At 55.1% G+C, this 23,134-nt stretch carries 21 protein-coding genes; 13 read left to right on the top strand and 8 right to left on the bottom strand.

Annotation, left to right across the window (positions count from 1 at the left end; all coding sequences use genetic code 11):
• Positions 1–62: 62 nt before the first annotated feature.
• Entirely contained in the window at positions 63–1,343 is a 1,281-nt protein-coding gene (gene hemL, locus P349_RS14550) for a glutamate-1-semialdehyde 2,1-aminomutase (RefSeq protein ID WP_032649736.1), read from the bottom strand.
• A gap of 177 nt (positions 1,344–1,520) precedes the next feature.
• Between hemL and clcA the strand changes: the two genes are divergently transcribed.
• Together clcA and erpA are read left to right on the top strand one after the other, a co-directional pair.
• Positions 1,521–2,921: a H(+)/Cl(-) exchange transporter ClcA gene (gene clcA, locus P349_RS14555; RefSeq protein WP_032649734.1), complete on the top strand. Its 1,401-nt coding sequence runs from the start codon at positions 1,521–1,523 to the stop codon at positions 2,919–2,921.
• Between the two features lie 85 nt (positions 2,922–3,006).
• A complete protein-coding gene (gene erpA / locus P349_RS14560; protein WP_013095643.1) occupies positions 3,007–3,351 on the top strand; it encodes an iron-sulfur cluster insertion protein ErpA in 345 nt (114 codons plus the stop codon).
• Positions 3,352–3,444: 93 nt separating this feature from the next.
• On the opposite strand, the gene P349_RS14565 is transcribed toward erpA, so the two are convergent.
• The 3 genes from P349_RS14565 to mtnN are packed head-to-tail and all read right to left on the bottom strand — an operon-like array spanning position 3,445 to position 5,581.
• Positions 3,445–4,062: a TRIC cation channel family protein gene (locus tag P349_RS14565; RefSeq protein ID WP_024907514.1), complete on the bottom strand. Its 618-nt coding sequence runs from the start codon at positions 4,060–4,062 to the stop codon at positions 3,445–3,447.
• A gap of 27 nt (positions 4,063–4,089) precedes the next feature.
• Positions 4,090–4,890 carry a vitamin B12 ABC transporter substrate-binding protein BtuF gene (gene btuF, locus P349_RS14570; RefSeq protein WP_024907515.1) on the bottom strand — a complete coding sequence of 267 codons (801 nt, stop codon included), beginning with the start codon at positions 4,888–4,890 and terminating at the stop codon, positions 4,090–4,092.
• Positions 4,883–5,581, bottom strand: a complete 699-nt coding sequence (gene mtnN, locus P349_RS14575) for a 5'-methylthioadenosine/S-adenosylhomocysteine nucleosidase (RefSeq protein WP_024907516.1) — start codon at positions 5,579–5,581, stop codon at positions 4,883–4,885. The genes btuF and mtnN overlap by 8 nt, the downstream gene beginning before the upstream one ends.
• 82 nt (positions 5,582–5,663) lie before the next feature.
• Here mtnN and dgt point away from each other — a divergent pair, with 82 nt between their 5' ends.
• From dgt to cdaR, 3 genes are all read left to right on the top strand, one after another.
• On the top strand, positions 5,664–7,178 hold the full coding sequence (gene dgt, locus P349_RS14580; protein ID WP_024907517.1) for a dGTPase: 1,515 nt from the start codon (positions 5,664–5,666) through the stop codon (positions 7,176–7,178).
• Positions 7,179–7,309: 131 nt separating this feature from the next.
• Positions 7,310–8,746: a serine endoprotease DegP gene (gene degP / locus P349_RS14585; RefSeq protein WP_024907518.1), complete on the top strand. Its 1,437-nt coding sequence runs from the start codon at positions 7,310–7,312 to the stop codon at positions 8,744–8,746.
• A gap of 146 nt (positions 8,747–8,892) precedes the next feature.
• The gene (cdaR, locus tag P349_RS14590; RefSeq protein ID WP_023334570.1) at positions 8,893–10,050 is read left to right on the top strand and encodes a DNA-binding transcriptional regulator CdaR; all 1,158 of its coding nucleotides are present in this window, start codon (positions 8,893–8,895) and stop codon (positions 10,048–10,050) included.
• A gap of 92 nt (positions 10,051–10,142) precedes the next feature.
• Here the strand turns inward: cdaR and P349_RS14595 are convergent, their stop codons facing one another.
• The 4 genes from P349_RS14595 to map all read right to left on the bottom strand — a co-directional run bounded on the left by P349_RS14595 (position 10,143) and on the right by map (position 15,031).
• On the bottom strand, positions 10,143–10,529 hold the full coding sequence (locus P349_RS14595; protein WP_014168696.1) for a DUF3461 family protein: 387 nt from the start codon (positions 10,527–10,529) through the stop codon (positions 10,143–10,145).
• Between the two features lie 111 nt (positions 10,530–10,640).
• On the bottom strand, positions 10,641–11,465 hold the full coding sequence (gene dapD, locus P349_RS14600; RefSeq protein WP_008501915.1) for a 2,3,4,5-tetrahydropyridine-2,6-dicarboxylate N-succinyltransferase: 825 nt from the start codon (positions 11,463–11,465) through the stop codon (positions 10,641–10,643).
• Positions 11,466–11,497: 32 nt separating this feature from the next.
• On the bottom strand, positions 11,498–14,173 hold the full coding sequence (gene glnD, locus P349_RS14605) for a bifunctional uridylyltransferase/uridylyl-removing protein GlnD (RefSeq protein ID WP_024907520.1): 2,676 nt from the start codon (positions 14,171–14,173) through the stop codon (positions 11,498–11,500).
• Positions 14,174–14,236: 63 nt separating this feature from the next.
• A complete protein-coding gene (gene map / locus P349_RS14610) occupies positions 14,237–15,031 on the bottom strand; it encodes a type I methionyl aminopeptidase (RefSeq protein ID WP_023310454.1) in 795 nt (264 codons plus the stop codon).
• A 321-nt stretch (positions 15,032–15,352) separates the two neighbouring features.
• On the opposite strand from map, the gene rpsB reads away from it, so the two are divergent.
• The 8 genes from rpsB (at position 15,353) to rseP (ending at position 23,122) form a co-directional block, all read left to right on the top strand.
• Positions 15,353–16,078 carry a 30S ribosomal protein S2 gene (gene rpsB / locus P349_RS14615; protein ID WP_003856207.1) on the top strand — a complete coding sequence of 242 codons (726 nt, stop codon included), beginning with the start codon at positions 15,353–15,355 and terminating at the stop codon, positions 16,076–16,078.
• A gap of 117 nt (positions 16,079–16,195) precedes the next feature.
• Positions 16,196–17,047 carry a translation elongation factor Ts gene (gene tsf, locus P349_RS14620; protein ID WP_014830708.1) on the top strand — a complete coding sequence of 284 codons (852 nt, stop codon included), beginning with the start codon at positions 16,196–16,198 and terminating at the stop codon, positions 17,045–17,047.
• A 150-nt stretch (positions 17,048–17,197) separates the two neighbouring features.
• Positions 17,198–17,923, top strand: coding sequence for a UMP kinase (pyrH, locus tag P349_RS14625; protein ID WP_008501910.1), 726 nt, complete (start codon positions 17,198–17,200; stop codon positions 17,921–17,923).
• A gap of 167 nt (positions 17,924–18,090) precedes the next feature.
• Positions 18,091–18,648: a ribosome recycling factor gene (gene frr, locus P349_RS14630; RefSeq protein WP_014882629.1), complete on the top strand. Its 558-nt coding sequence runs from the start codon at positions 18,091–18,093 to the stop codon at positions 18,646–18,648.
• Positions 18,649–18,743: 95 nt separating this feature from the next.
• Complete coding sequence (gene ispC / locus P349_RS14635) at positions 18,744–19,943, top strand: 1-deoxy-D-xylulose-5-phosphate reductoisomerase (protein ID WP_032649731.1); 1,200 nt, start codon at positions 18,744–18,746, stop codon at positions 19,941–19,943.
• Positions 19,944–20,129: 186 nt separating this feature from the next.
• Positions 20,130–20,888, top strand: a complete 759-nt coding sequence (gene ispU, locus P349_RS14640; protein ID WP_024907522.1) for a (2E,6E)-farnesyl-diphosphate-specific ditrans,polycis-undecaprenyl-diphosphate synthase — start codon at positions 20,130–20,132, stop codon at positions 20,886–20,888.
• 12 nt (positions 20,889–20,900) lie between these two features.
• A complete protein-coding gene (gene cdsA / locus P349_RS14645) occupies positions 20,901–21,758 on the top strand; it encodes a phosphatidate cytidylyltransferase (RefSeq protein WP_024907523.1) in 858 nt (285 codons plus the stop codon).
• Positions 21,759–21,769: 11 nt separating this feature from the next.
• Positions 21,770–23,122, top strand: a complete 1,353-nt coding sequence (gene rseP, locus P349_RS14650; protein WP_024907524.1) for a sigma E protease regulator RseP — start codon at positions 21,770–21,772, stop codon at positions 23,120–23,122.
• Positions 23,123–23,134: the final 12 nt, after the last annotated feature.

Genomic DNA, 23,134 nt, shown 5'->3' with positions numbered 1-23,134 from the left:
TCCCACAGGGAGAGGGAGAACATCGTAGGCCGGGTAAGCGTTAGCGCCACCCGGCAATGACCTTAGAGCTTCGCAAACACCTTACGCGCCGCGTCGATGGTGTTATTGATATCTTCTTCGCTGTGCGCCACGGACATAAAGCCCGCTTCGAACGCTGACGGTGCCAGGTACACGCCTTCTTCCAGCATCAGGTGGAAGAAGCGCTTGAAGCGCTCAACGTCGCACTTCACCACGTCCTGATAGCAGGTCACGGTTTTCGCATCGGTGAAGAAAATCCCGAACATGCCGCCCACGTGGTTAACCACCAGCGGAATACCGGCTTCCTCTGCCGCTTCAAGCAGTCCGTTTGCCAGCTGCGTCGTCAGGTCGGTCAGGGTTTCGTGAATGCCTGGCTGGGCCACTTCGGTCAGGCAGGCAAAGCCCGCGGCCATGGCGATGGGGTTACCGGAGAGCGTGCCCGCCTGGTAAACCGGGCCGGTTGGCGCCAGGGCTTCCATCACGTCCTTACGACCGCCGAATGCGCCGACCGGCATGCCGCCGCCGATGATTTTGCCGAGGCAGGTCAGGTCCGGCTCAACGCCGTAGTAAGACTGGGCACCCGCCAGTGCTACGCGGAAGCCGGTCATCACTTCATCGATGATCAGCAGCGCGCCGAACTCGTCGCACAGGGCGCGCAGGCCCGGCAGGAATTCAGGCTGCGGTGGGATGCAGTTCATGTTGCCCGCAACCGGCTCAACGATGATGCAGGCGATCTCCTGCGGATACTGCTCGAACGCCGCGCGAACGGTAGCAAGATCGTTGTAGGTGCAGGTCAGGGTGTGCTTCGCGAAATCTGCCGGTACGCCAGGTGAGTTTGGCTGGCCGAGCGTCAGCGCGCCGGAACCGGCTTTCACCAGCAGGCAGTCCGCATGGCCGTGGTAGCAGCCTTCGAATTTGATGATTTTATCGCGACCGGTAAAACCGCGCGCCAGGCGGATGGCGCTCATGGTGGCTTCGGTACCGGAGTTCACCATACGCACCATGTCCATGGTCGGCACTAGTTCGGTCACCAGCTCCGCCATTTTCACTTCCATTTCGGTTGGCGCGCCGAAACTCAGGCCGCGCTGGGCAGCTTCAATCACCGCATTACGAATAGCCGGGTGGTTGTGCCCCAGCACCATCGGGCCCCAGGAGCCGACATAATCGATATAGGCTTTGCCATCGACATCATACAGATACGCGCCGTCAGCACGTTCGATAAACAGCGGCGTACCGCCCACGCCGGTGAAGGCGCGCACAGGTGAGTTCACGCCACCCGGAATAAGCTCGCGGGCTGCACTGTAGAGGTTTTCAGACTTGCTCATGGCGTCGTTCCTGGTTCGTATAAAATGATTAAGCCCACTATTCTAAGTGATTCGGGGAAGGTTATGAAATTTTTAGCCGGGTAATGCTTTAAGATTTGTTAAGTAATTTTCAGGAGACGGTGGGGCAGTCTCTGGTAAAATCCTCGCGGCTTTTTGTATGACGAATAAGAACAGGACATGAAATCAGATTCTCCGTCTTTTGAAGAACAACAGTTTACGCGCGCCCGGCACCGGGTCAGTATTCGGCGGCTGCTCAATCGCGATAAAACGCCGCTGGCGATCCTGCTGGCCGCTGCCGTGGTGGGGACTCTCGCGGGGCTGATTGGCGTGGCGTTTGGAAAAGCGGTTAATGCCGTACTCAACTGGCGAGTGGGCACTGTGGCCGGTTTCGCCGATAGCGAATGGCTGGTCTGGGTTTGGGCATTCGGGCTGTCTGCGCTGTTTGCCATGGTGGGGTATTTTCTGGTGCGTAAATTCGCGCCGGAGGCGGGCGGGTCTGGCATCCCGGAAATTGAAGGTGCGCTGGAGGAGCTGCGTCCGGTGCGCTGGTGGCGGGTGATTCCGGTTAAATTCATCGGCGGCATGGGTACGCTGGGCGCAGGCATGGTACTTGGCCGGGAAGGGCCCACGGTACAGCTGGGGGGGAACGTCGGCCGCATGGTGGGCGATCTGTTTCGGATGCGAAGCGCCGAAGCGCGCCATACGCTGCTGGCTACCGGTGCGGCGGCGGGGCTGTCGGCGGCGTTTAACGCGCCGCTGGCGGGCATTTTGTTCATTATCGAAGAGATGCGCGCGCAGTTTCGCTACAACCTGATCTCCATTAAAGCGGTGTTTACCGGCGTCATTATGTCGAGCATCGTCTTTCGCCTCTTTAACGGCGAAGGGGCGGTCATTGAGGTGGGTAAACTGACCAACGCGCCGGTCAACACCCTGTGGCTTTACCTGATCCTCGGCATGATTTTTGGCGTGGTGGGGCCGCTGTTTAACACCTTTATCCTGCGCGCTCAGGATATGTTCCAGCGCATTCACGGCGGGAACACCACGAAATGGGTGCTGATGGGCGGTCTGCTGGGCGGAATGTGTGGCGTGCTCGGGTTTATCGAGCCGAATGCCGCAGGCGGCGGGTTCGGGCTGATTCCCATTGCGGCGGCGGGGAATTTCAGCGTGGGTCTGCTGCTGTTTATGTTTATCTCCCGCGTCATCACGACGGTACTCTGTTTTTCCTCCGGCGCGCCCGGCGGGATATTTGCCCCGATGCTGGCGCTGGGGACCTTGCTGGGCACCGCGTTTGGTATGGCGGCTGAAGTGGGTTTTCCCGCCTATCATCTTGACGCCGGGACCTTTGCCATCGCCGGAATGGGAGCGCTGCTGGCCGCATCCCTGCGTGCGCCGTTGACCGGGATCGTGCTGGTGCTGGAGATGACGGACAATTACCAGCTCATTTTGCCAATGATCATTACCTGTCTCGGCGCGACACTATTAGCCCAGTTCCTGGGTGGAAAGCCGCTATACTCCACCATCCTAGCGCGTACTCTGGCAAAACAAGAGGCTGAACGGGCCGCAGCGCAGAATACTTGAATGAATTACCAGGGTATTAGATAATGACACAAAGAATTGGGTGAATTTTACCCAATCGCAGTAGCAGTATTCATGGGAGCATATGATGAGTGATGATGTAGCGTTGCCGCTGGAATTTACCGAAGCAGCAGCCAACAAAGTGAAAACCCTGATTGCAGACGAAGACAATCCGGATCTGAAACTGCGCGTCTATATTACCGGTGGCGGCTGCAGCGGCTTCCAGTATGGTTTTACCTTTGACGATCAGGTTAACGATGGCGATATGACTATCGAGAAACAGGGCGTCGCGCTGGTGGTTGACCCGATGAGCCTGCAATATCTGGTGGGCGGTTCGGTGGATTACACCGAAGGTCTGGAAGGTTCACGCTTTGTGGTGACCAACCCGAACGCAACAAGCACCTGCGGGTGTGGTTCTTCGTTCAGTATTTAAGAGGGTGCGGGCTGTTGCCCTCACCCCGGCCCTCTCCCACAGGGAGAGGGAGAAAAGACTAAAAACGGTAACCGTCAGGTTACCGTTTTGCTTTTACCGGTCATCCAGCGCAAACGTCGGCAGCTTCAGGTGCCAGCGTATCGCCGCTAAACGTATCACCAGCGTCACGACCATCCCCAGCATCGCAGCGTTTTCCAGCGGAAGTGCAAACGTGTAGTACGCGGTCGCGTGGACAATGCCCCCCGCGATACAGGCCGTTGCGTAAATTTCAGTACGCAGGATCATCGGTACTTCACGCGCCAGAATGTCGCGAATGATCCCACCGCCCACGCCGGTTAATACGCCCATACAGATTGCCACCATTGGACCGGTACCCGCATTAAACGCCTTATTGACGCCAATACCGACAAACACGGCCAGGCCGACGGCATCCAGTACCGGCAATATCCATTTGGGTAATCTGCGGGGCTGGCGAACCAGCACAATGGTTAACAGACAGGTGACCATCGCGACCACCAGATCGGTAGGATCTTTCACCCAAAACACCGGGCCATTCGCCAGCGCCATATCGCGGATAGTCCCGCCGCCGACGGCGGTCACGACCCCAAGCACCAGCACGCCAAACGGATCCATGCGTAGTTTTCCGGCGAGCAGGACGCCGGAGATAGCAAAAACGGCTGTGCCAAGAATATCCAGCCAATAAACGAGCATCGTTAAATCCTCGAAAAGGGTCTTATGTTAGTGACTCTCTGCCAGCGCGGCACAGAGCTGTTTTGCGGCGAGGATAATACGCGGGCTGGCGCGTTCAAACCAGTCGCTGTTAAGGGGAATTACCGGTATTTTTAGCTGCCGTTGCCAGAATTGTTCAATTTTGGGAATTTCGCTCGCATTTCCGACCACGACGATAGCCTGCGGCTGGCGCGCCAGGACCTGTTCACGGCTAACCTGGGGCCACGGCACCCGGCTGGCTGCAAAGATGTTTTCACCGCCACAGACTTCCAGCACCTGGTTCTGAATCGACCCTTTTCCGGTGGTGAACAGCGGTTGGCTGCCAAACTGCAGGAAGATGCGCTTTTTAACAGGGGTATCGTATCGGGATTTCAGCGCGGCATAGTCGCTCAGCATCTGTTTAGCCGCCGCCTCGGCTTTTTTGGGCGTAGGGCTATAGGGTGCCAGGGCGCGTAGCGCCTGAGCGACTTGCTCAATGCTGACGGCATCAATCCACATCACTTTTATGCCAAGCGAGGTGAGCTGGTTGACCTGCCGCTCGGCGTTACCGCCGCGCCAGGCCAGCACGAGATCCGGTTTAAGCGCCACGATGCGCTCAAGGTTCATCCCTTGCCAGGTGGCGACTTGTTCAATTCCCGCGGCCTGCGGCGGATAATCCGAATAGCTACTCACGCCAACGGGTGTGATCCCGGCGGCAAACGCCAGTTCCGTATTTGCGGGAGAGAGTGTAATCACGCGCGGTACAGCATAGAGCCACAGCGGTGCGAGAAGAAGCAGGGCGGCCAGCGCCCTGACGGTATGTTTAGCCACGTGCCAGATTCTGCACCAGGCGTTCCACCATCACGGTGGACTGTTTTGCCGCAACGGTCAGAAACTCGTCGAAGCTGATGTGGGACTGCTGGTCTGCCACGTCAGAGATGGCGCGAACCACCACAAACGGTACGCTGAAGTTATGGCAAACGTGCGCAATCGCGGTCGCTTCCATCTCAACGGCAACCGCCTGAGGGAAGTTATGACGGATTTTCGCCAGCCCAACGGAGCCGTTGATGAACGCATCACCGCTGACAATCAGACCGCGTACCGCGTTGAGGTTGAGTTCTGCGATGCAGGTCTCCGCCGCCGCAATCAGTTTGTCGTCAGCTTTAAAAGCAGCAGGGCAGCCCGGGAGCTGACCGTACTCGTAACCGAACGCGGTGACGTCGGCATCGTGGTAACGCGCTTCGTCGGAGACAACGATATCACCCACCTTCAGCGTCGGCGCCAGGCCGCCCGCAGAGCCGGTATTCACGATCACATCCGGCTTGCAGCGCTCAAGCAGCAGGGTTGCACCCAGCGCAGCTGCCACTTTACCGATGCCTGATTTCAGCAGAGCCACGTCAACACCGTTCAGCTGGCCGGTGTAGATCTCACAACCACCAAGAGAGAGGGTCTGACGGTTCTCAATTTTGTCACGCAGCAGCGTAACTTCTTCTTCCATTGCACCAATAATGCCGATTTTCATAGATTTACTCGCGATGTGCCTTGTTAAGATGCATAGTCTATCATGCGGTTAAGGGGAAACGCATTCTCACGCGGGGGAGCACATGGCACCAATCGATTTTCGCACCAAAATTAACTGGCACCGACGTTTCCGTTCGCCGCAGGGCGACAAGAGCGAACATGAGATCCTCCGTATCTTCGAAAGCGATCGCGGGCGGATCATTAACTCGCCAGCCATCCGCCGTCTGCAGCAAAAGACCCAGGTCTTTCCGCTTGAGCGTAACGCCGCGGTGCGCACGCGCTTAACCCACTCCATGGAGGTGCAGCAGGTCGGGCGCTACATTGCCAAAGAGATTTTAAGCCGTCTCAAAGAGCAGCGCTTACTGGAAACCTATGGTCTGGACGAGCTGACGGGGCCTTTTGAGAGCATCGTTGAGATGGCCTGCCTGATGCATGACATCGGCAACCCGCCTTTCGGCCACTTTGGTGAGGCGGCAATCAATGACTGGTTTAAACAACGGCTTTACCCTTCGGATGCGGTAAGCCAGCCGCTGAGCGACGACCGCTGTATCGTACGCGATTTACGCCTGCGTGAAGGCGAAGAGGGGCTGAACGATCTGCGACGCAAAGTGCGCCAGGATTTGTGTCACTTTGAGGGCAACGCGCAGGGGATCCGGCTGGTCCACTCCCTGATGCGCATGAACCTGACCTGGGCACAGGTCGGCTGCATTCTGAAATATACCCGCCCCGCGTGGTGGATGGGAGATACGCCCGCGTCCCACAGCTATTTAATGAAAAAACCGGGCTATTACCTTTCCGAAGAGGCCTATATTGAACGGCTACGTAAAGAACTTTCATTGACGCCAAACGGCCGCTTTCCATTGACCTGGATTATGGAAGCCGCCGATGATATTTCCTATTGCGTGGCCGATCTGGAAGATGCCGTTGAGAAAAGAATCTTCAGCGTTGAGGAGCTTTATCAGCATCTTTATGCGGCCTGGGGTACTCATGAAAAAGGCTCGCTGTTTGCGCAGGTTGTCGAAAATGCCTGGGAAAAATCGCGCTCAAATACATTAAGCCGTAGTACAGAAGACCAGTTCTTTATGTATTTGCGGGTCAATACATTAAATAAACTGGTGCCGTATGCGGCGTCGCGCTTTATTGATAATTTACCGCTTATCTTCAGCGGGGAATTCAACCACGCGCTGCTGGAAGATGACAGCAGTTTCAGTCAACTCCTTGAGCTTTATAAACATGTGGCGATGCGGCATGTATTTAGCCATCCGGATGTCGAGCAGTTAGAGCTGCAGGGTTATCGGGTAATCAGTGGGTTACTGGAAATTTATTCCCCGTTGCTCCAGCTGTCGGTCGACGAGTTCAGCGAGCTGGTGGAACACGAGCGCGTGCGCAGAATACCTATCGAATCGCGGCTTTATCAGAAACTCTCTACCCGGCATCGTCTGGCGTATGTCGAAGCGATTGGCAAGCTGGATCGCCACTCTTCCCAATGGCCGGTGATGGAATATTATTATCGCAGCCGTCTAATCCAGGACTATATCAGCGGCATGACGGATTTGTATGCCTGGGATGAATACCGCAAGCTTATGGCGGTGGAATAATCCCGGAGTTTTGTAAAGACGGCCAATAAATTTTTACCTTTTCCATAAACTTATCGCCGGAACTAAGCGGTATAAAACGAATCTGAGTTACACAGCAATTTTGCGTTACCTGTAAATCGAGATTGAGAAACATGAAAAAAACCACATTAGCAATGAGTGCACTGGCTCTGAGTTTAGGTTTAGCGCTGTCTCCTCTGACTGCTACTGCAGCTGAGACCGCGTCGTCGGCAGCAACCGCGCAGCAGATGCCAAGCCTGGCACCGATGCTCGAAAAAGTGATGCCATCGGTGGTGAGTATTAACGTTGAGGGCAGTACGACCGTCAATACGCCGCGTATGCCGCGTAACTTCCAGCAGTTCTTCGGCGACAACTCGCCGTTCTGCCAGGATGGTTCGCCATTCCAGAGCTCTCCATTCTGTCAGGGCGGTGGTGCCGGGGATGATAGCCAGGGCGGCGGCCAGCAGCAGAAATTCATGGCGCTTGGCTCGGGGGTAATCATTGATGCAGCGAAAGGCTATGTCGTCACTAACAACCACGTTGTTGATAACGCGAACAGCATTAAGGTTCAGCTGAGCGATGGCCGTAAGTTCGACGCCAAAGTGGTGGGTAAAGACCCGCGCTCCGATATCGCGCTGATCCAGATCCAGGATCCGAAAAACCTGACGGCGATTAAAATTGCCGACTCCGACGCGCTGCGCGTGGGCGACTATACCGTGGCGATCGGTAACCCGTTCGGCCTGGGTGAAACCGTGACCTCGGGTATCGTCTCTGCGCTGGGTCGTAGCGGCCTCAATGCCGAGAACTATGAGAACTTCATCCAGACGGATGCGGCGATCAACCGCGGTAACTCCGGCGGTGCGCTGGTGAACCTGAATGGTGAGCTGATCGGTATCAACACCGCGATCCTGGCACCGGACGGCGGCAACATTGGGATCGGCTTTGCTATCCCAAGTAACATGGTGAAAAACCTTACCGCGCAGATGGTGCAGTATGGCCAGGTGAAACGCGGCGAGCTGGGTATCCTCGGGACCGAGCTGAACTCCGAACTGGCTAAGGCGATGAAAGTTGACGCCCAGCGCGGGGCATTCGTCAGCCAGGTGATGCCGAACTCCTCCGCGGCGAAAGCGGGCATTAAAGCGGGGGATGTGATCACCTCCCTGAACGGTAAGCCGATCAGCAGCTTTGCCGCCCTGCGTGCCGAAGTGGGCTCAATGCCGATTGGCAGCAAAGTGACCCTCGGCCTGCTGCGCGACGGTAAGCCGGTTAACGTGAGCCTGGAGCTGCAGCAGAGCAGCCAGAATCAGGTGGATTCCAGCACCATCTTCAGCGGTATTGAAGGTGCCGAGATGAGCAATAAAGGCGCAGATAAAGGCGTGGTGGTGAACAACGTGAAAGCGAATTCACCGGCAGCCCGTATCGGCCTGAAAAAAGGCGATGTGATCATGGGCGCTAACCAGCAGCCGGTGAAAAACATCGCTGAACTGCGCAAGATCCTCGACAGCAAGCCTTCCGTGCTGGCGCTGAATATCCAGCGTGGTGATACTTCGCTTTATCTGCTGATGCAGTAATCCTCTGAAGCCCCTGTTCGCAGGGGCTTTTTCGTTTCTGTGATTCTTGCCACAACTCCATACATCTCCCTCTCTCTTTGTGCATTCGCACAATGCAGCCGCCGCTGAACTTCCCTATGCTTGAGCTCTGCTCACGGGAGGGTTCTATGGCTGGCTGGCATCTTGATACCAAAATGGCGCAGGATATCGTGGCGCGCACCATGCGCATCATTGATACCAATATCAACGTGATGGATGCCCGCGGGCGCATTATTGGCAGCGGCGATCGCGAGCGTATTGGGGAATTGCACGAAGGCGCGCTGCTGGTGCTTTCCCAGGGGCGGGTCGTGGATATCGACGATGCGGTAGCGAAACACCTGCACGGCGTCCGTCAGGGCATCAATTTACCGCTGCGCCTTGAAGGCGAGATTGTGGGGGTCATCGGCCTGACCGGCGAGCCCGAGTCACTGCGAAAATACGGTGAGCTGGTCTGCATGACGGCAGAGATGATGCTGGAGCAGTCGCGCCTGATGCACCTGCTTGCCCAGGACAGCCGCCTGCGTGAAGAGCTGGTGATGAACCTTATTCAGGCGGAAGAGCACACGCCCGCGCTCAGCGAATGGGCGCAGCGTCTGGGGATCGATCTGAACCAGCCGCGCGTGGTGGCGGTGATTGAGGTCGATAGCGGCCAGCTGGGCGTAGACAGCGCGATGGCCGAGCTGCAGCAGCTGCAAAACGCGCTGGCGACGCCGGAGCGCGATAACCTGGTGGCGATCGTTTCTCTGACGGAAATGGTGGTACTCAAACCGGCTCTCAATGCGTTCGGCCGCTGGGATGCGGAAGATCATCGTCGTCGCGTGGAGCTGCTGATCTCCCGGATGAAGGAGAATGGTCAGCTGCGTTTTCGCGTTGCGCTGGGCAACTACTTTACCGGGCCGGGCAGCATCGCCCGCTCCTGGCGTACCGCGCGCACCACCATGATGGTGGGCAAGCAGCGGATGCCGGAGAGCCGTAGCTATTTCTATCAGGATTTGATGCTGCCGGTGCTGCTCGACAGCCTGCGCGGGGGCTGGCAGGCCAATGAGCTGGCGCGACCATTAGCGCGTCTGAAAGCCATGGACAATAACGGTCTGCTGCGCCGGACGCTGCAGGCGTGGTTCCGTCATAACGTGCAGCCGCTGGCGACGTCAAAAGCGCTGTTTATTCACCGCAATACCCTGGAGTATCGGTTAAACCGAATTTCAGAGCTGACGGGGCTGGATCTGGGGAATTTCGACGACAGGCTGCTGCTGTATGTGGCGCTGCAGCTGGACGAGCAGAGATGATTGAGTGCGGTCTGGTGCCCTCACCCCATCCCTCTCCCACGGGGAGAGGGCGCAAACACTAAAAACGGCAATCAAGGATTGCCGTTTTGCTTTTATTTCCGGGTTAACTTCTCAAGATCCGCTTCAATCTCGCTGATCTTATTGGTCACAACGCTTTCAAGGTGACGCAGATCGTCAAGGATCTTACGCTTGAGATCGACTTCGGTGCGGTCGCGCTGGCAGATCTGATCGAGTTCATCGATCACATAGCGCAGGTTAGGGCTGATTTCCTGTACTTCTTTGTATCCCTGTCCTACACCGTCAGCAACAACGGTCTTACGCTGGCGTGGATATTTAAACTTCACGCTTTTGGCGAAAAACTCTCCTTTGTCCTTGTGAAAATAGATTTTCAGAATATCGTTATTGGCTTCCTGACGGAGGCTGTAACGATCAATTTCATCAGGATTGGTAATGCCCAGACTTTTCAGATTATCGTACATAGCGGTACCCTTGATCTCAACATAACCTTTGAATAATTAACGAAAAAATCTATTTTCGCCACTCTCAGATACAAAAAAAGCGGGGTTGCCCCCGCTTTTTGTTATACCCGATTAATCGATGGTGCGCAGCAACTCGTTGATGCCCACTTTACCGCGCGTTTTCGCATCCACTTTCTTCACGATAACCGCACAGTACAGGCTGTATTTACCATCTTTTGACGGCAGGTTGCCGGAAACCACCACGGAGCCCGCCGGAACGCGACCGTAGTGAACTTCGCCGGTTTCACGGTCGTAAATACGGGTGCTCTGACCGATGTAAACGCCCATGGAGATCACGGAGCCTTCTTCAACGATCACGCCTTCAACCACTTCAGAGCGCGCGCCGATGAAGCAGTTGTCTTCGATGATGGTCGGGTTAGCCTGCAGTGGCTCCAGAACACCACCGATGCCTACGCCGCCGGACAGGTGAACGTTTTTACCGATCTGCGCGCATGAGCCAACAGTCGCCCAGGTGTCAACCATGGTGCCTTCATCAACGTAGGCACCGATGTTCACGTAGGATGGCATCAGCACGGTATTACGTGCGATGAAAGCGCCCTGACGCACTGCCGCAGGTGGCACCACGCGGAAGCCTTCTTTCTGGAAACGCGCTTCGTCGTAGTCAGCGAATTTCATAGGGACTTTATCGAAGTAGCGGCTTTCAGCTCCGTCGATAACCTGGTTATCGTTGATACGGAAAGAGAGCAGCACGGCTTTCTTCAGCCATTGATGAGTGACCCACTGACCGTCGATTTTTTCTGCCACGCGCAGCGCGCCGGAATCCAGCAGGGAAATCACCTGGTTTACCGCTTCACGGGTCACGGTATCCACATTTGCCGGGGTAATCTCGGCGCGACGCTCAAAAGCGGACTCAATAACGTTCTGTAACTGCTGCATTGTTTACTCTTTCCATTTCACTAAAAAACATATCACCCTTTATCGTTTGGATTGAGGGCTGCTGTCAACCGTTGTTGCACTTCTAGCTGCAGGTCATTATTAAGGGCACGCCGGTCCGCTGTCGCGATTATAAATAAATCTTCTACTCGCTCGCCAATCGTTGTAATTCGGGCTCCATGGAGCGAAATTCCCAGATCGGCAAAAACCTGGCCGACGCGGGCGAGCAGCCCCGGCTGGTCGAGCGCGATCAGCTCCAGGAACGATTTACGGTCGGTGTGGGTCGGCAGGAAGTTGACCTCGGTATCGACGGTAAAGTGGCGCAATTTCGCCGGCTGGCGACGCGGCTGCGGGGGCTGCCAGCTGCGCTGGGTAATCGCCTGTTCCAGACCAAAACGTATCCCTTCATGCCTGTCCGACGACAGCGGGCTGCCGTCCGGCTCCAGCACGATAAAGGTGTCCATTGCCATGCCGTCGCGGGTGGTGAAAATCTGCGCGTCGTGAACGCTCAGGTTTCGCCTGTCCAGCTCGGCGCAGACCGCAGCAAACAGATAAGGTCGGTCCGGGCTCCAGATGAAAATCTCCGTTCCGCCTCGGGTAGCCTGAGGGCTCAGCAGAATCATTGGCTGGGACAGGTCGTGCTTCAGCAGGTGCCGCGCGTGCCACGCAAGCTGGTTTGGGCTGTGGCGGACAAAATAGTTGGCACGGCAGCGGGCCCATATCTGGTGTAGCGCCTCTTCATCAATGTTATCCATCCGCAGCAGCGCCAGCGCCTGCAGCTGGTGATGACGCACGCGCTCGCGCATGTCCGGGGTGTTTTGCATCCCGCGACGCAGCTGTTTTTCGGTAGCGAAATACAGCTCGCGCAGCAGGCTCTGCTTCCAGCTGTTCCACAGCGTTTCGTTTGTGGCGCAGATATCGGCCACCGTCAGGCAGACCAGATAGCGCAGACGGTTTTCCGTCTGAACCGCTTCCGCGAACTGCTTGATCACCTCAGGATCCTGAATGTCACGACGCTGCGCGGTAACCGACATCAGCAGGTGATGGCGTACCAGCCAGGCCACCAGCTGCGTTTCACGTGAGTTCAGGCCGTGCAGCTCGGCAAATTTCAGTACGTCCTGTGCGCCCAGCACCGAATGATCGCCGCCGCGACCTTTGGCGATATCGTGGAACAGGGCAGCAATCAGGATCAGTTCCGGGTGGGTCAGGCGCGGCCATAGCTCCACGCACAGCGGATGGCGGGAGCGCGTCTCTTCTTTTGCAAAGCTTTCCAGCTTGAGCATCACGCGGATCGTGTGTTCATCCACCGTATAGGCGTGGAACAGATCGAACTGCATCTGTCCGACAATGTGCGACCACTGCGGCATATAGGCCCACAGCACGCTGTGGCGGTGCATCGGCAGCAGCCCACGGCTGACGGCGCCCGGGTGGCGGAGCATGCTCAGGAACAGCGAACGCGCTTCCGGGATATAGCACAGCGGCTCCGTCAGATGACGGCGCGCATGGCGCAGATGGCGCAGGGTGGTGGAGTAGATCCCGGTGATGGTGCTGTTGCGCACCATGGTATAGAACATCCGCAGAATCGCTTCCGGCTCGCGGATGAACAGCGTTTCGTCGCGCAGATCGATAAGCGTGCCGCGCAGCTGGAATTCGTCATCAATCGGGCGCGGTTTCTCATCCGCCGTCAGGGCCAGAATGGCCTCGTCGAACAGCTGCAACAGCATCTGGTTCAGCTCGGTCACCCGGCGGGTGACGCGGAAGAAATCCTTCATCATGTGCTCAACCGGCTCGTTGCCTTCGCCCTGATAATTCAGGCGCTGAGCCACGCTGAGCTGGCGGTCAAACAGCAGACGGTTATCGTAGCGGGTGACTTCCAGATGCAGGGCAAATCGAATGCGCCACAGCAGGTGCAGGCACTCGTTCAGCTCGTTACGCTCTGCCTCGGTTAAGAAGCCGAAGCCGACCATCTCGTCCATCGAGGTGGCGCCAAAATGGCGGCGAGCGACCCACTGCAGGGTATGGATGTCGCGCAGGCCGCCGGGGCTGCTTTTAATATCGGGCTCAAGATTATAGCTGGTGCCGTGGTAGCGCTGGTGGCGCTGGTTTTGCTCCTCGACCTTCGCGGCGAAGAACTTTTCTGACGGCCAGAAGCCGTCGCTGAAGATGTGCTTTTGCAGCTCCAGAAACAGCGCGACGTCGCCAATCAGCAGGCGGGTTTCAATCAGATTGGTGGCGACGGTCAGGTCCGATAACCCTTCCAGCAGACACTCTTCCAGGGTGCGCACGCTGTGGCCGACTTCCAGCTTCACGTCCCAGAGGAGCGTCAGCAGTTCGCCAATTTTTTGCGCCTGTTCGTCCGGCAGCTTTTTGCGGCTTAAGATCAGGAGATCGATATCGGAAAGCGGATGCAGCTCACCGCGGCCATAGCCCCCGACGGCAACCAGCGCAACATCACTGATTTGCCCAAACCCGTAATCGATCCACAGGCGCTGCAGCAGCTGGTCGATAAATTCGGTGCGCGCTTCAATGAGCTGCTCGGCCGACACGCCTGCGTCGAACGCGCTGCCCAGCCAGCGATGGAAAACATCCATATGGGCTTTAATATGCGCGCAGGTCAGCTCGTGCGACGGCCAGACGCCCGGGTTATCGGGCTGGTCGGGAAGGGTGGGAAGTGCTGTGTTAGCATACTGTTCGGGTAAAAGATTACTCATCGTGCGCCACCCATAAGAAAAAGCTATAGCCATTAAAAAAGCCGGCATTTGCCGGCTTTTTTATCATTCGTCGTGCGTCAGTATCGCCGGGATGGTGTCATCCTTGCGCAACGTCATAATTTCGCAGCCGTTGTCTGTTACCACAATAGTATGCTCGTACTGCGCAGACAAGCTTCTGTCTTTGGTTTTCACCGTCCAGCCGTCTTTCATGGTACGGATGCGGTAGTCACCCGCGTTGACCATCGGCTCAATGGTAAAGGTCATGCCTTTTTGCAGCACCACGCCGCCGTCATCTGCATCATAGTGCAGGACCTGCGGTTCTTCATGGAAGACGCGACCAATGCCGTGACCGCAGTACTCGCGCACCACGGAGAAACCTTCTGCTTCCACAAACTTCTGGATTGCCGCACCGATGGTACGCAGGCGAATACCCGGTTTAACCATTTTCAGTGCCAGGTAGAGGCTCTCTTGCGTCACTTTGCACAGACGCTCGCCAAGAATAGTCGGCTTGCCAACGATGAACATTTTTGAGGTGTCACCGTGGTACTCGTCTTTAATGACGGTCACGTCAATGTTGACGATGTCGCCATCTTTCAGCAGTTTTTCATCGTCCGGGATGCCGTGACACACCACTTCATTAATAGAGATGCAGACGGATTTCGGGAAACCGTGGTAGCCGAGGCAGGCGGAAACCGCGTGCTGCTCGTTCACGATATAGTCGTTACAGATACGGTCCAGTTCACCGGTGCTGACGCCCGGCTTCACGAACGGCTCGATCATTTCCAGCACTTCCGCGGCCAGACGACCGGCGACGCGCATCTTTTCAATTTCTTCAGGTGTCTTAATAGAGATAGCCATGTAATCTGTCCATCGGTGTCGATTTTTTCGACAATACTAGTCTAAGTGTCGTCAATGGTATCAGTCAGGCACACCCCGTGCCAAATTGAGAATCATTAACAGCACACTCCGCCAACAACTGTTGGTTTCTGGTCGTGTTTTGTGGTATAAAGCGCGCCGGACTTCCGATCCATCTCAGATACACAGGCTGGACGGAAGCGACAAATCTCACTTTGTGTAACAACACACACGTATCGGCACATATTCCGGGGTGCCCTTTGGGGTCGGTAATATGGGATACGTGGAGGCATAACCCCAACTTTCAATATAGAGGTTTTAAACATGGCAACTGTTTCCATGCGCGACATGCTCAAGGCTGGTGTTCACTTTGGTCACCAGACCCGTTACTGGAACCCGAAAATGAAGCCTTTCATCTTCGGCGCGCGTAACAAAGTTCACATCATCAACCTTGAGAAAACTGTACCAATGTTCAACGAAGCCCTGGCTGAGCTGAACAAGATCTCTTCCCGTAAAGGTAAGATTCTGTTCGTTGGTACTAAGCGCGCTGCAAGCGAAGCTGTGAAAGATGCTGCTAACAGCTGCGACCAGTTCTTCGTGAACCATCGCTGGTTGGGCGGCATGCTGACCAACTGGAAAACTGTTCGTCAGTCCATCAAACGCCTGAAAGATCTGGAAACCCAGTCTCAGGACGGTACTTTCGACAAGCTGACTAAGAAAGAAGCGCTGATGCGCACTCGTGAACTGGACAAGCTGGAAAACAGCCTGGGCGGTATCAAAGATATGGGCGGCCTGCCAGACGCGCTGTTCGTAATCGATGCAGACCACGAGCACATCGCAATCAAAGAAGCTAACAACCTGGGTATCCCGGTATTCGCTATCGTTGATACCAACTCCGATCCGGACGGTGTTGACTTCGTTATCCCGGGTAACGACGACGCAATCCGTGCTGTTAGCCTGTACCTGAGCGCTGTAGCTGCTACCGTTCGTGAAGGCCGTTCCCAGGATCTGGCTTCTCAGGCGGAAGAAAGCTTCGTAGAAGCTGAATAATAAGGTTTTACCCCTTATTAGTACCGTGTATGAATAGGGGCCCATTACCGGCCCCTTTTTTCAATTTACACTGTTTGGCCCCCGGCCGGGCAGTTCACATCTCCCGAGGATTTAAGAATGGCTGAAATTACCGCATCCCTGGTAAAAGAGCTGCGCGAGCGTACTGGCGCAGGCATGATGGATTGCAAAAAAGCGCTGACTGAAGCGAACGGCGACATCGAGCTGGCAATCGAAAACATGCGTAAATCCGGTGCGATCAAAGCAGCTAAAAAAGCAGGCAACGTTGCTGCTGACGGCGTGATCATCACTAAAATCGACGGCACCTACGGCATCATTCTGGAAGTTAACTGCCAGACTGACTTCGTTGCTAAAGATGGTGGTTTCCAGGCATTTGCTAACAAAGTTCTGGACGCAGCTGTTGCTGGCAAAATCACTGACGTTGAAGTTCTGAAAGCACAGTTCGAAGAAGAACGTGTTGCGCTGGTTGCTAAAATCGGTGAGAACATCAACATCCGTCGCGTTGCTTCTCTGGAAGGCGACGTTCTGGGCTCTTACCAGCACGGTGCACGTATCGGTGTTCTGGTTGCGGCTAAAGGCGCTGACGAAGAGCTGGTTAAACAGCTGGCTATGCACATCGCTGCAAGCAAGCCAGAATTCGTTAAGCCAGAAGACGTGTCTGCTGAAGTGGTAGAGAAAGAGTACCAGGTTCAGCTGGACATCGCGATGCAGTCTGGTAAACCAAAAGAAATCGCAGAGAAAATGGTTGAAGGCCGCATGAAGAAATTCACCGGCGAAGTTTCTCTGACTGGCCAGCCATTCGTTATGGATCCAAGCAAGTCTGTTGCGCAGCTGCTGAAAGAGCACAACGCTGACGTAACTGGCTTCATCCGCTTCGAAGTGGGCGAAGGCATCGAGAAAGTTGAGACTGACTTCGCAGCAGAAGTTGCTGCAATGTCCAAGCAGTCTTAATGATTGAAAAGGAGCCGCCTGAGGGCGGCTTCTTTTTGTCACCCGTCACAGGAAATCAGACAGGCTCCAGTATCGCTGTGCTGATTTGCGGCATATCATGTCGCCAGAATTAACCCCCATCTTAATCGTTGACAGTCTCAGGAAAGAAACATGGCTACCAATGCAAAACCCGTGTACAAACGCATTCTGCTTAAGCTGAGTGGCGAAGCGCTGCAGGGATCGGAAGGCTTCGGTATTGACGCAAGCATCCTTGATCGCATGGCACAGGAAATCAAAGAACTGGTCGAACTGGGTATCCAGGTTGGCGTGGTCATTGGCGGTGGCAACCTTTTCCGTGGTGCTGGTCTGGCGAAAGCGGGGATGAACCGCGTTGTGGGCGACCACATGGGTATGCTGGCAACCGTGATGAATGGCCTGGCAATGCGTGATGCTCTCCATCGCGCCTATGTGAATGCCCGCCTGATGTCCGCGATTCCCCTGAATGGCGTTTGCGATAATTACAGCTGGGCAGAAGCTATCAGCCTGCTGCGCAATAACCGCGTGGTGATCCTCTCCGCCGGTACGGGTAACCCGTTCTTTACAACCGATTCCGCTGCCTGCCTGCGCGGTATCGAGATCGAAGCCGATGTGGTACTGAAAGCGACCAAAGTAGACGGCGTGTTTACTGCCGACCCGGCAAAAGATCCTTCTGCCACCATGTACGATCAGCTGAGCTACAGCGAAGTGCTGGATAAAGAGCTGAAAGTGATGGATCTTGCCGCCTTCACGCTGGCTCGCGACCACAAACTGCCGATCCGTGTCTTCAACATGAACAAGCCTGGCGCACTGCGTCGCGTGGTCATGGGCGAAAAAGAAGGCACTTTGATCACGGAATAATTTCCGTTGACGATAAATACAGGTAAGATTCCGCTTTATTTTGTAGTGGTATCTTACCCGGGCGCGCCTTTGGCGTTGTCATGAATTAAACGCGACTATACTTAGCACACCTGTAGCGCTGTGCTGGCGGATAGTCTGCCTGAGACAAGTTTTCAAGGATTCGTAACGTGATTAACGACATCAGAAAAGATGCTGAAGTACGCATGGAAAAATGCGTAGAAGCGTTCAAAACCCAAATCAGCAAAATCCGTACTGGCCGTGCTTCCCCAAGCCTGCTGGATGGCATCATCGTAGAATACTACGGTACGCCAACCCCTCTGCGTCAGCTGGCGAGCGTAACGGTAGAAGATACCCGTACGCTGAAAATCAACGTGTTCGATCGTTCTATGAGCCCGGCCGTTGAGAAAGCGATCATGGCCTCAGACCTCGGACTGAACCCAAGCTCTGCGGGTTCTGACATCCGCGTTCCACTGCCTCCACTGACGGAAGAGCGTCGTAAAGATCTGATCAAAGTGGTTCGTGGCGAAGCTGAGCAGGGTCGTGTATCCGTGCGTAACGTCCGTCGCGATGCGAACGATAAAGTAAAAGCGCTGCTGAAAGAAAAAGAGATCAGTGAAGATGACGATCGTCGTTCTCAGGACGACATTCAGAAAATGACCGACGCTGCCATCAAGAAAATTGATGCGGCGCTGGCAGATAAAGAAGCGGAACTGATGCAGTTCTGATTTCTGTCGTACACTGATAAACGCCGTTCAGAGGGACTTCGGGTCTTGCTGGCGGCGTTTTGCTTTTATCTGGTCTAACTTTTTTCGGGCATCTCATGAAGCATTTAACACTCCTTGGCTCAACCGGCTCTATCGGTTGCAGCACTCTCGACGTCGTTCGCCATAATCCTGAACTCTACACCGTGACAGCGCTGGTGGCCGGTAAGAATGTGCAGCGAATGGTCGAGCAGTGCCTGGAGTTTACGCCCCGCTATGCGGTGATGGATGACGAAGAGAGCGCGCGTCTGCTGAAAGCGCAGCTGCGTGAACAGGGCTGCCGAACCGAGGTGCTGAGCGGCCAACAGGCGGCCTGCGAGATGGCGGCGCTGGATGAGGTGGATCAGGTGATGGCGGCCATCGTCGGGGCGGCAGGGTTATTGCCTACGCTTGCCGCGATTGATGCCGGCAAGGACGTTCTGCTGGCCAATAAAGAGTCGCTGGTCACCTGTGGACGCCTGTTTATGGATGCGGTGAAGCAGCGCGGCGCGCGTCTTTTGCCGGTCGACAGCGAACACAACGCGATTTTTCAGAGTTTACCGCAACCTTTTCAACAGAACCTGGGGTACGCTGACCTGGAGCAGAATGGCGTGGTGTCTATCCTGCTTACCGGGTCTGGTGGCCCGTTCCGTGAAACGCCACTGTCTGAACTGCGCGCCATGACGCCGGATCAGGCGTGCCGTCATCCGAACTGGTCGATGGGGCGTAAAATCTCCGTTGACTCTGCCACCATGATGAACAAAGGTCTGGAATACATTGAAGCGCGCTGGTTGTTTAATGCGTCAGCGAAACAGATGGAAGTACTGATTCACCCGCAATCGGTGATTCACTCGATGGTGCGTTATCAGGATGGCAGCGTGCTGGCACAGCTGGGCGAGCCGGACATGCGTACGCCAATTGCCCATTCCATGGCGTGGCCAAATCGAGTGAAATCCGGCGTGAAGCCGCTTGATTTCTGCAAGCTAAGTTCCCTGACGTTCAGTGAACCGGACTATGACCGCTATCCTTGTCTGAAGCTTGCGATGAATGCCTTTGACCAGGGGCAGGCGGCGACGACGGCACTTAATGCAGCCAATGAAATTACCGTTGAAGCATTTCTGAATCAGCAAATTCGTTTTACCGATATCGCGTCGTTAAATTTATCGGTACTGGAGATGATGGATTTGCGTGAACCACAAAGCGTGGAAGAGGTGCTGGCGGTGGATGCAGCTGCGCGTAATATTGCGCGTCAGCAGGTGACACGTCTCGCAAGCTGGTGATAAAGCAACCACTAGTCGTCGTGCTATTTGTTAGCGTTGGGCTTCAGTGATATAGTCTGCGCCACCTGATCGCAGGTATTTGACTTAATGTGGTCAGGTGAGCCGTGGTTTGACACGGCTTTTTTATGTATAGGCTTCAGTATTCCTGAGTACCGTTAAATCCTTTTCAGGGACAAAAAACGCGTTATGTTGTCTGCGAATCAACCAATAAGCGAAAATTTGCCAGCTCATGGCTGCCGTCATGTAGCAATCATTATGGATGGCAATGGCCGCTGGGCGAAAAGACAAGGGAAGATACGAGCCTTTGGGCATAAAGCGGGGGCGAAATCCGTTCGTCGCGCCGTTTCTTTTGCCGCCAACAACGGCATTGATGCGTTAACGCTCTATGCTTTTAGCAGTGAAAACTGGAATCGACCTTTGCAGGAAGTGACTGCGTTGATGGAATTGTTTGTGTGGGCGCTAGACAGCGAAGTAAAAAGCCTGCACCGCCACAACGTTCGCCTGCGTATCATTGGCGATACCAGTCGTTTTAACTCACGTTTGCAAGAACGGATTCGTAAAGCAGAAGCGCTGACGGAAAATAATACCGGTCTGACGCTGAATATTGCGGCGAATTACGGCGGACGCTGGGATATTATCCAGGGCGTTCGGCATCTGGCCGAACAGGTTCAGGAAGGGCTGTTGAGACCCGACCAAATTGATGAAGAGGCGCTGAGCAAGCAAATCTGCATGAATGAACAGGCGCCTGTGGATTTGGTAATTAGGACCGGGGGGGAACATCGCATAAGTAACTTTTTGATATGGCAAATTGCCTATGCCGAACTTTACTTTACGGATGTTCTTTGGCCCGATTTTGATGAACAAGACTTTGAAGGTGCGCTGCATGCCTTTGCCAATCGAGAGCGTCGTTTCGGCGGCACCGAGCCTGGTGGCGACAAAGCCTGATGGGGGTAGCTTTTGCTGAAGTATCGCCTGATTTCCGCTTTTGTATTAATACCCATTGTCATTGCGGCGCTGTTTTTACTGCCCCCGGTGGGATTCGCTATTGTCACGCTGGTGGTGTGCATGCTCGCCGCGTGGGAATGGGGACAGTTTAGCGGCTTTACCTCGCGCACTCAGCGAGTATGGCTCGCGGTACTTTGTGGCTTTATCCTGGCCATAATGCTGTTTACGTTGCCTGAATATCACCATGATATTCATCAGCCCCTGGTTGCCGGCTCCTTGTGGATATCGTTGGTCTGGTGGGTTGCCGCGCTGTTGCTGGTCCTTTTTTATCCAGGTTCCGCGGCATTATGGCGTAATTCAAAAGTGCTACGACTGATTTTTGGTTTGCTCACCATTATTCCTTTTTTCTGGGGTATGGTTGCGCTGCGTGCCTGGCACTACGACGAAAACCACTACAGCGGCGCGATCTGGCTGCTTTATGTAATGATTCTGGTCTGGGGGGCTGACTCCGGGGCCTATATGTTTGGTAAACTGTTTGGCAAACATAAGCTGGCACCGAAGGTCTCCCCGGGTAAAACCTGGCAAGGATTCATCGGCGGCCTGTTTACGGCAGCGATCATCTCCTGGGGCTACGGCGTCTGGGCGAATCTTGAAGTGGCACCGTCAATACTGCTGGTGTGCTCGATTTTTGCTGCGCTTGCCTCCGTGCTCGGTGATTTAACCGAAAGTATGTTTAAGCGTGAAGCAGGGATTAAGGACAGCGGACACCTGATTCCAGGGCATGGCGGTATACTGGATCGCATTGATAGCCTGACAGCGGCTGTTCCAGTGTTTGCATGTTTGCTTTTACTGGTATTCGGGACGATTTAACGGAAGGTTTTATGCTGAGCATTCTCTGGAATCTGGCGGCGTTCATTGTTGCACTGGGTGTACTGATTACCGTGCATGAATTTGGCCATTTCTGGGTTGCTCGCCGCTGTGGCGTGCGCGTAGAGCGGTTTTCCATCGGTTTTGGCAAATCACTCTGGACGCGCACCGACCGCCACGGCACGGAATTTGTCATCGCCCTTATCCCGCTGGGCGGCTACGTCAAAATGCTCGACGAACGCGTCGAGCCTGTCGCACCTGAGCTGCGACACAGCGCTTTCAACAATAAAACCGTTGGACAACGCGCCGCCATCATTGCTGCCGGACCGGTAGCCAACTTCATCTTTGCGATTTTCGCTTACTGGCTGGTGTTTATCATCGGCGTCCCGGGCGTGCGTCCGGTGGTGGGGGAAATTGCTCCCAACTCCATCGCGGCGAGTGCGCAAATTACATCCGGGATGGAACTTAAAGCGATTGATGGCATCGAAACCCCTGATTGGGATGCCGTGCGACTGCAGCTGGTTGCCAAAATTGGCGATCCGCAGACCACCATCAGCGTATCGCCGTTTGGTTCCGATGCGCGTCAGGACAAAGTGCTCGATTTACGTCACTGGCGTTTCGAGCCAGACAAAGAAGATCCCGTCGCTGCGCTGGGTATTCGTCCACGCGGTGCGCAGATCGAGCCGGTATTAGCCGAAGTACAGGCAAATTCGGCGGCGAGCAAAGCGGGTTTGCAAGCGGGCGACAGGATCGTTAAAGTCGATGGTCAACCATTAACAGAGTGGATGACCTTTGTTACTCTGGTGCGCGATAATCCGGGAACGTCTCTCGCGCTAGAAGTTGAAAGGCAAGGCAGTCCGCTTTCGCTGACGCTGATCCCGGACACGAAGTCGGTCGGCAAAAAGGCAGAAGGGTTTGCAGGCGTTGTGCCAAAAGTGATCCCGCTGCCAGATGAGTACAAGACAATACGCCAGTATGGGCCGTTCAGCGCCATCCTTGAAGCCACGGATAAAACATGGCAACTGATGAAGCTGACGGTCAACATGTTGGGGAAATTGATAACCGGTGATGTGAAACTGAACAACCTCAGTGGGCCAATTTCGATTGCCCAGGGGGCTGGGATGTCAGCGGAGTTCGGGGTGATTTACTATCTCATGTTCCTCGCGCTCATTAGCGTGAACCTTGGGATAATCAACCTGTTCCCGCTTCCCGTTTTAGACGGGGGTCATCTGCTGTTTTTAGCGATTGAAAAGCTAAAAGGCGGACCGGTATCCGAGCGAGTTCAAGACTTTAGTTATCGCATTGGCTCGATTTTGCTGGTGCTGTTAATGGGGCTTGCACTTTTCAATGATTTCTCTCGGTTGTAAGAGAGTGTTAGG

Source organism: Enterobacter sp. DC4, from assembly GCF_000568095.1.
Taxonomy (GTDB): domain Bacteria; phylum Pseudomonadota; class Gammaproteobacteria; order Enterobacterales; family Enterobacteriaceae; genus Enterobacter; species Enterobacter pseudoroggenkampii.
Note: the sequence above shows the minus strand (reverse complement) of the source record. Positions and strands in the feature narration are given on the sequence as shown.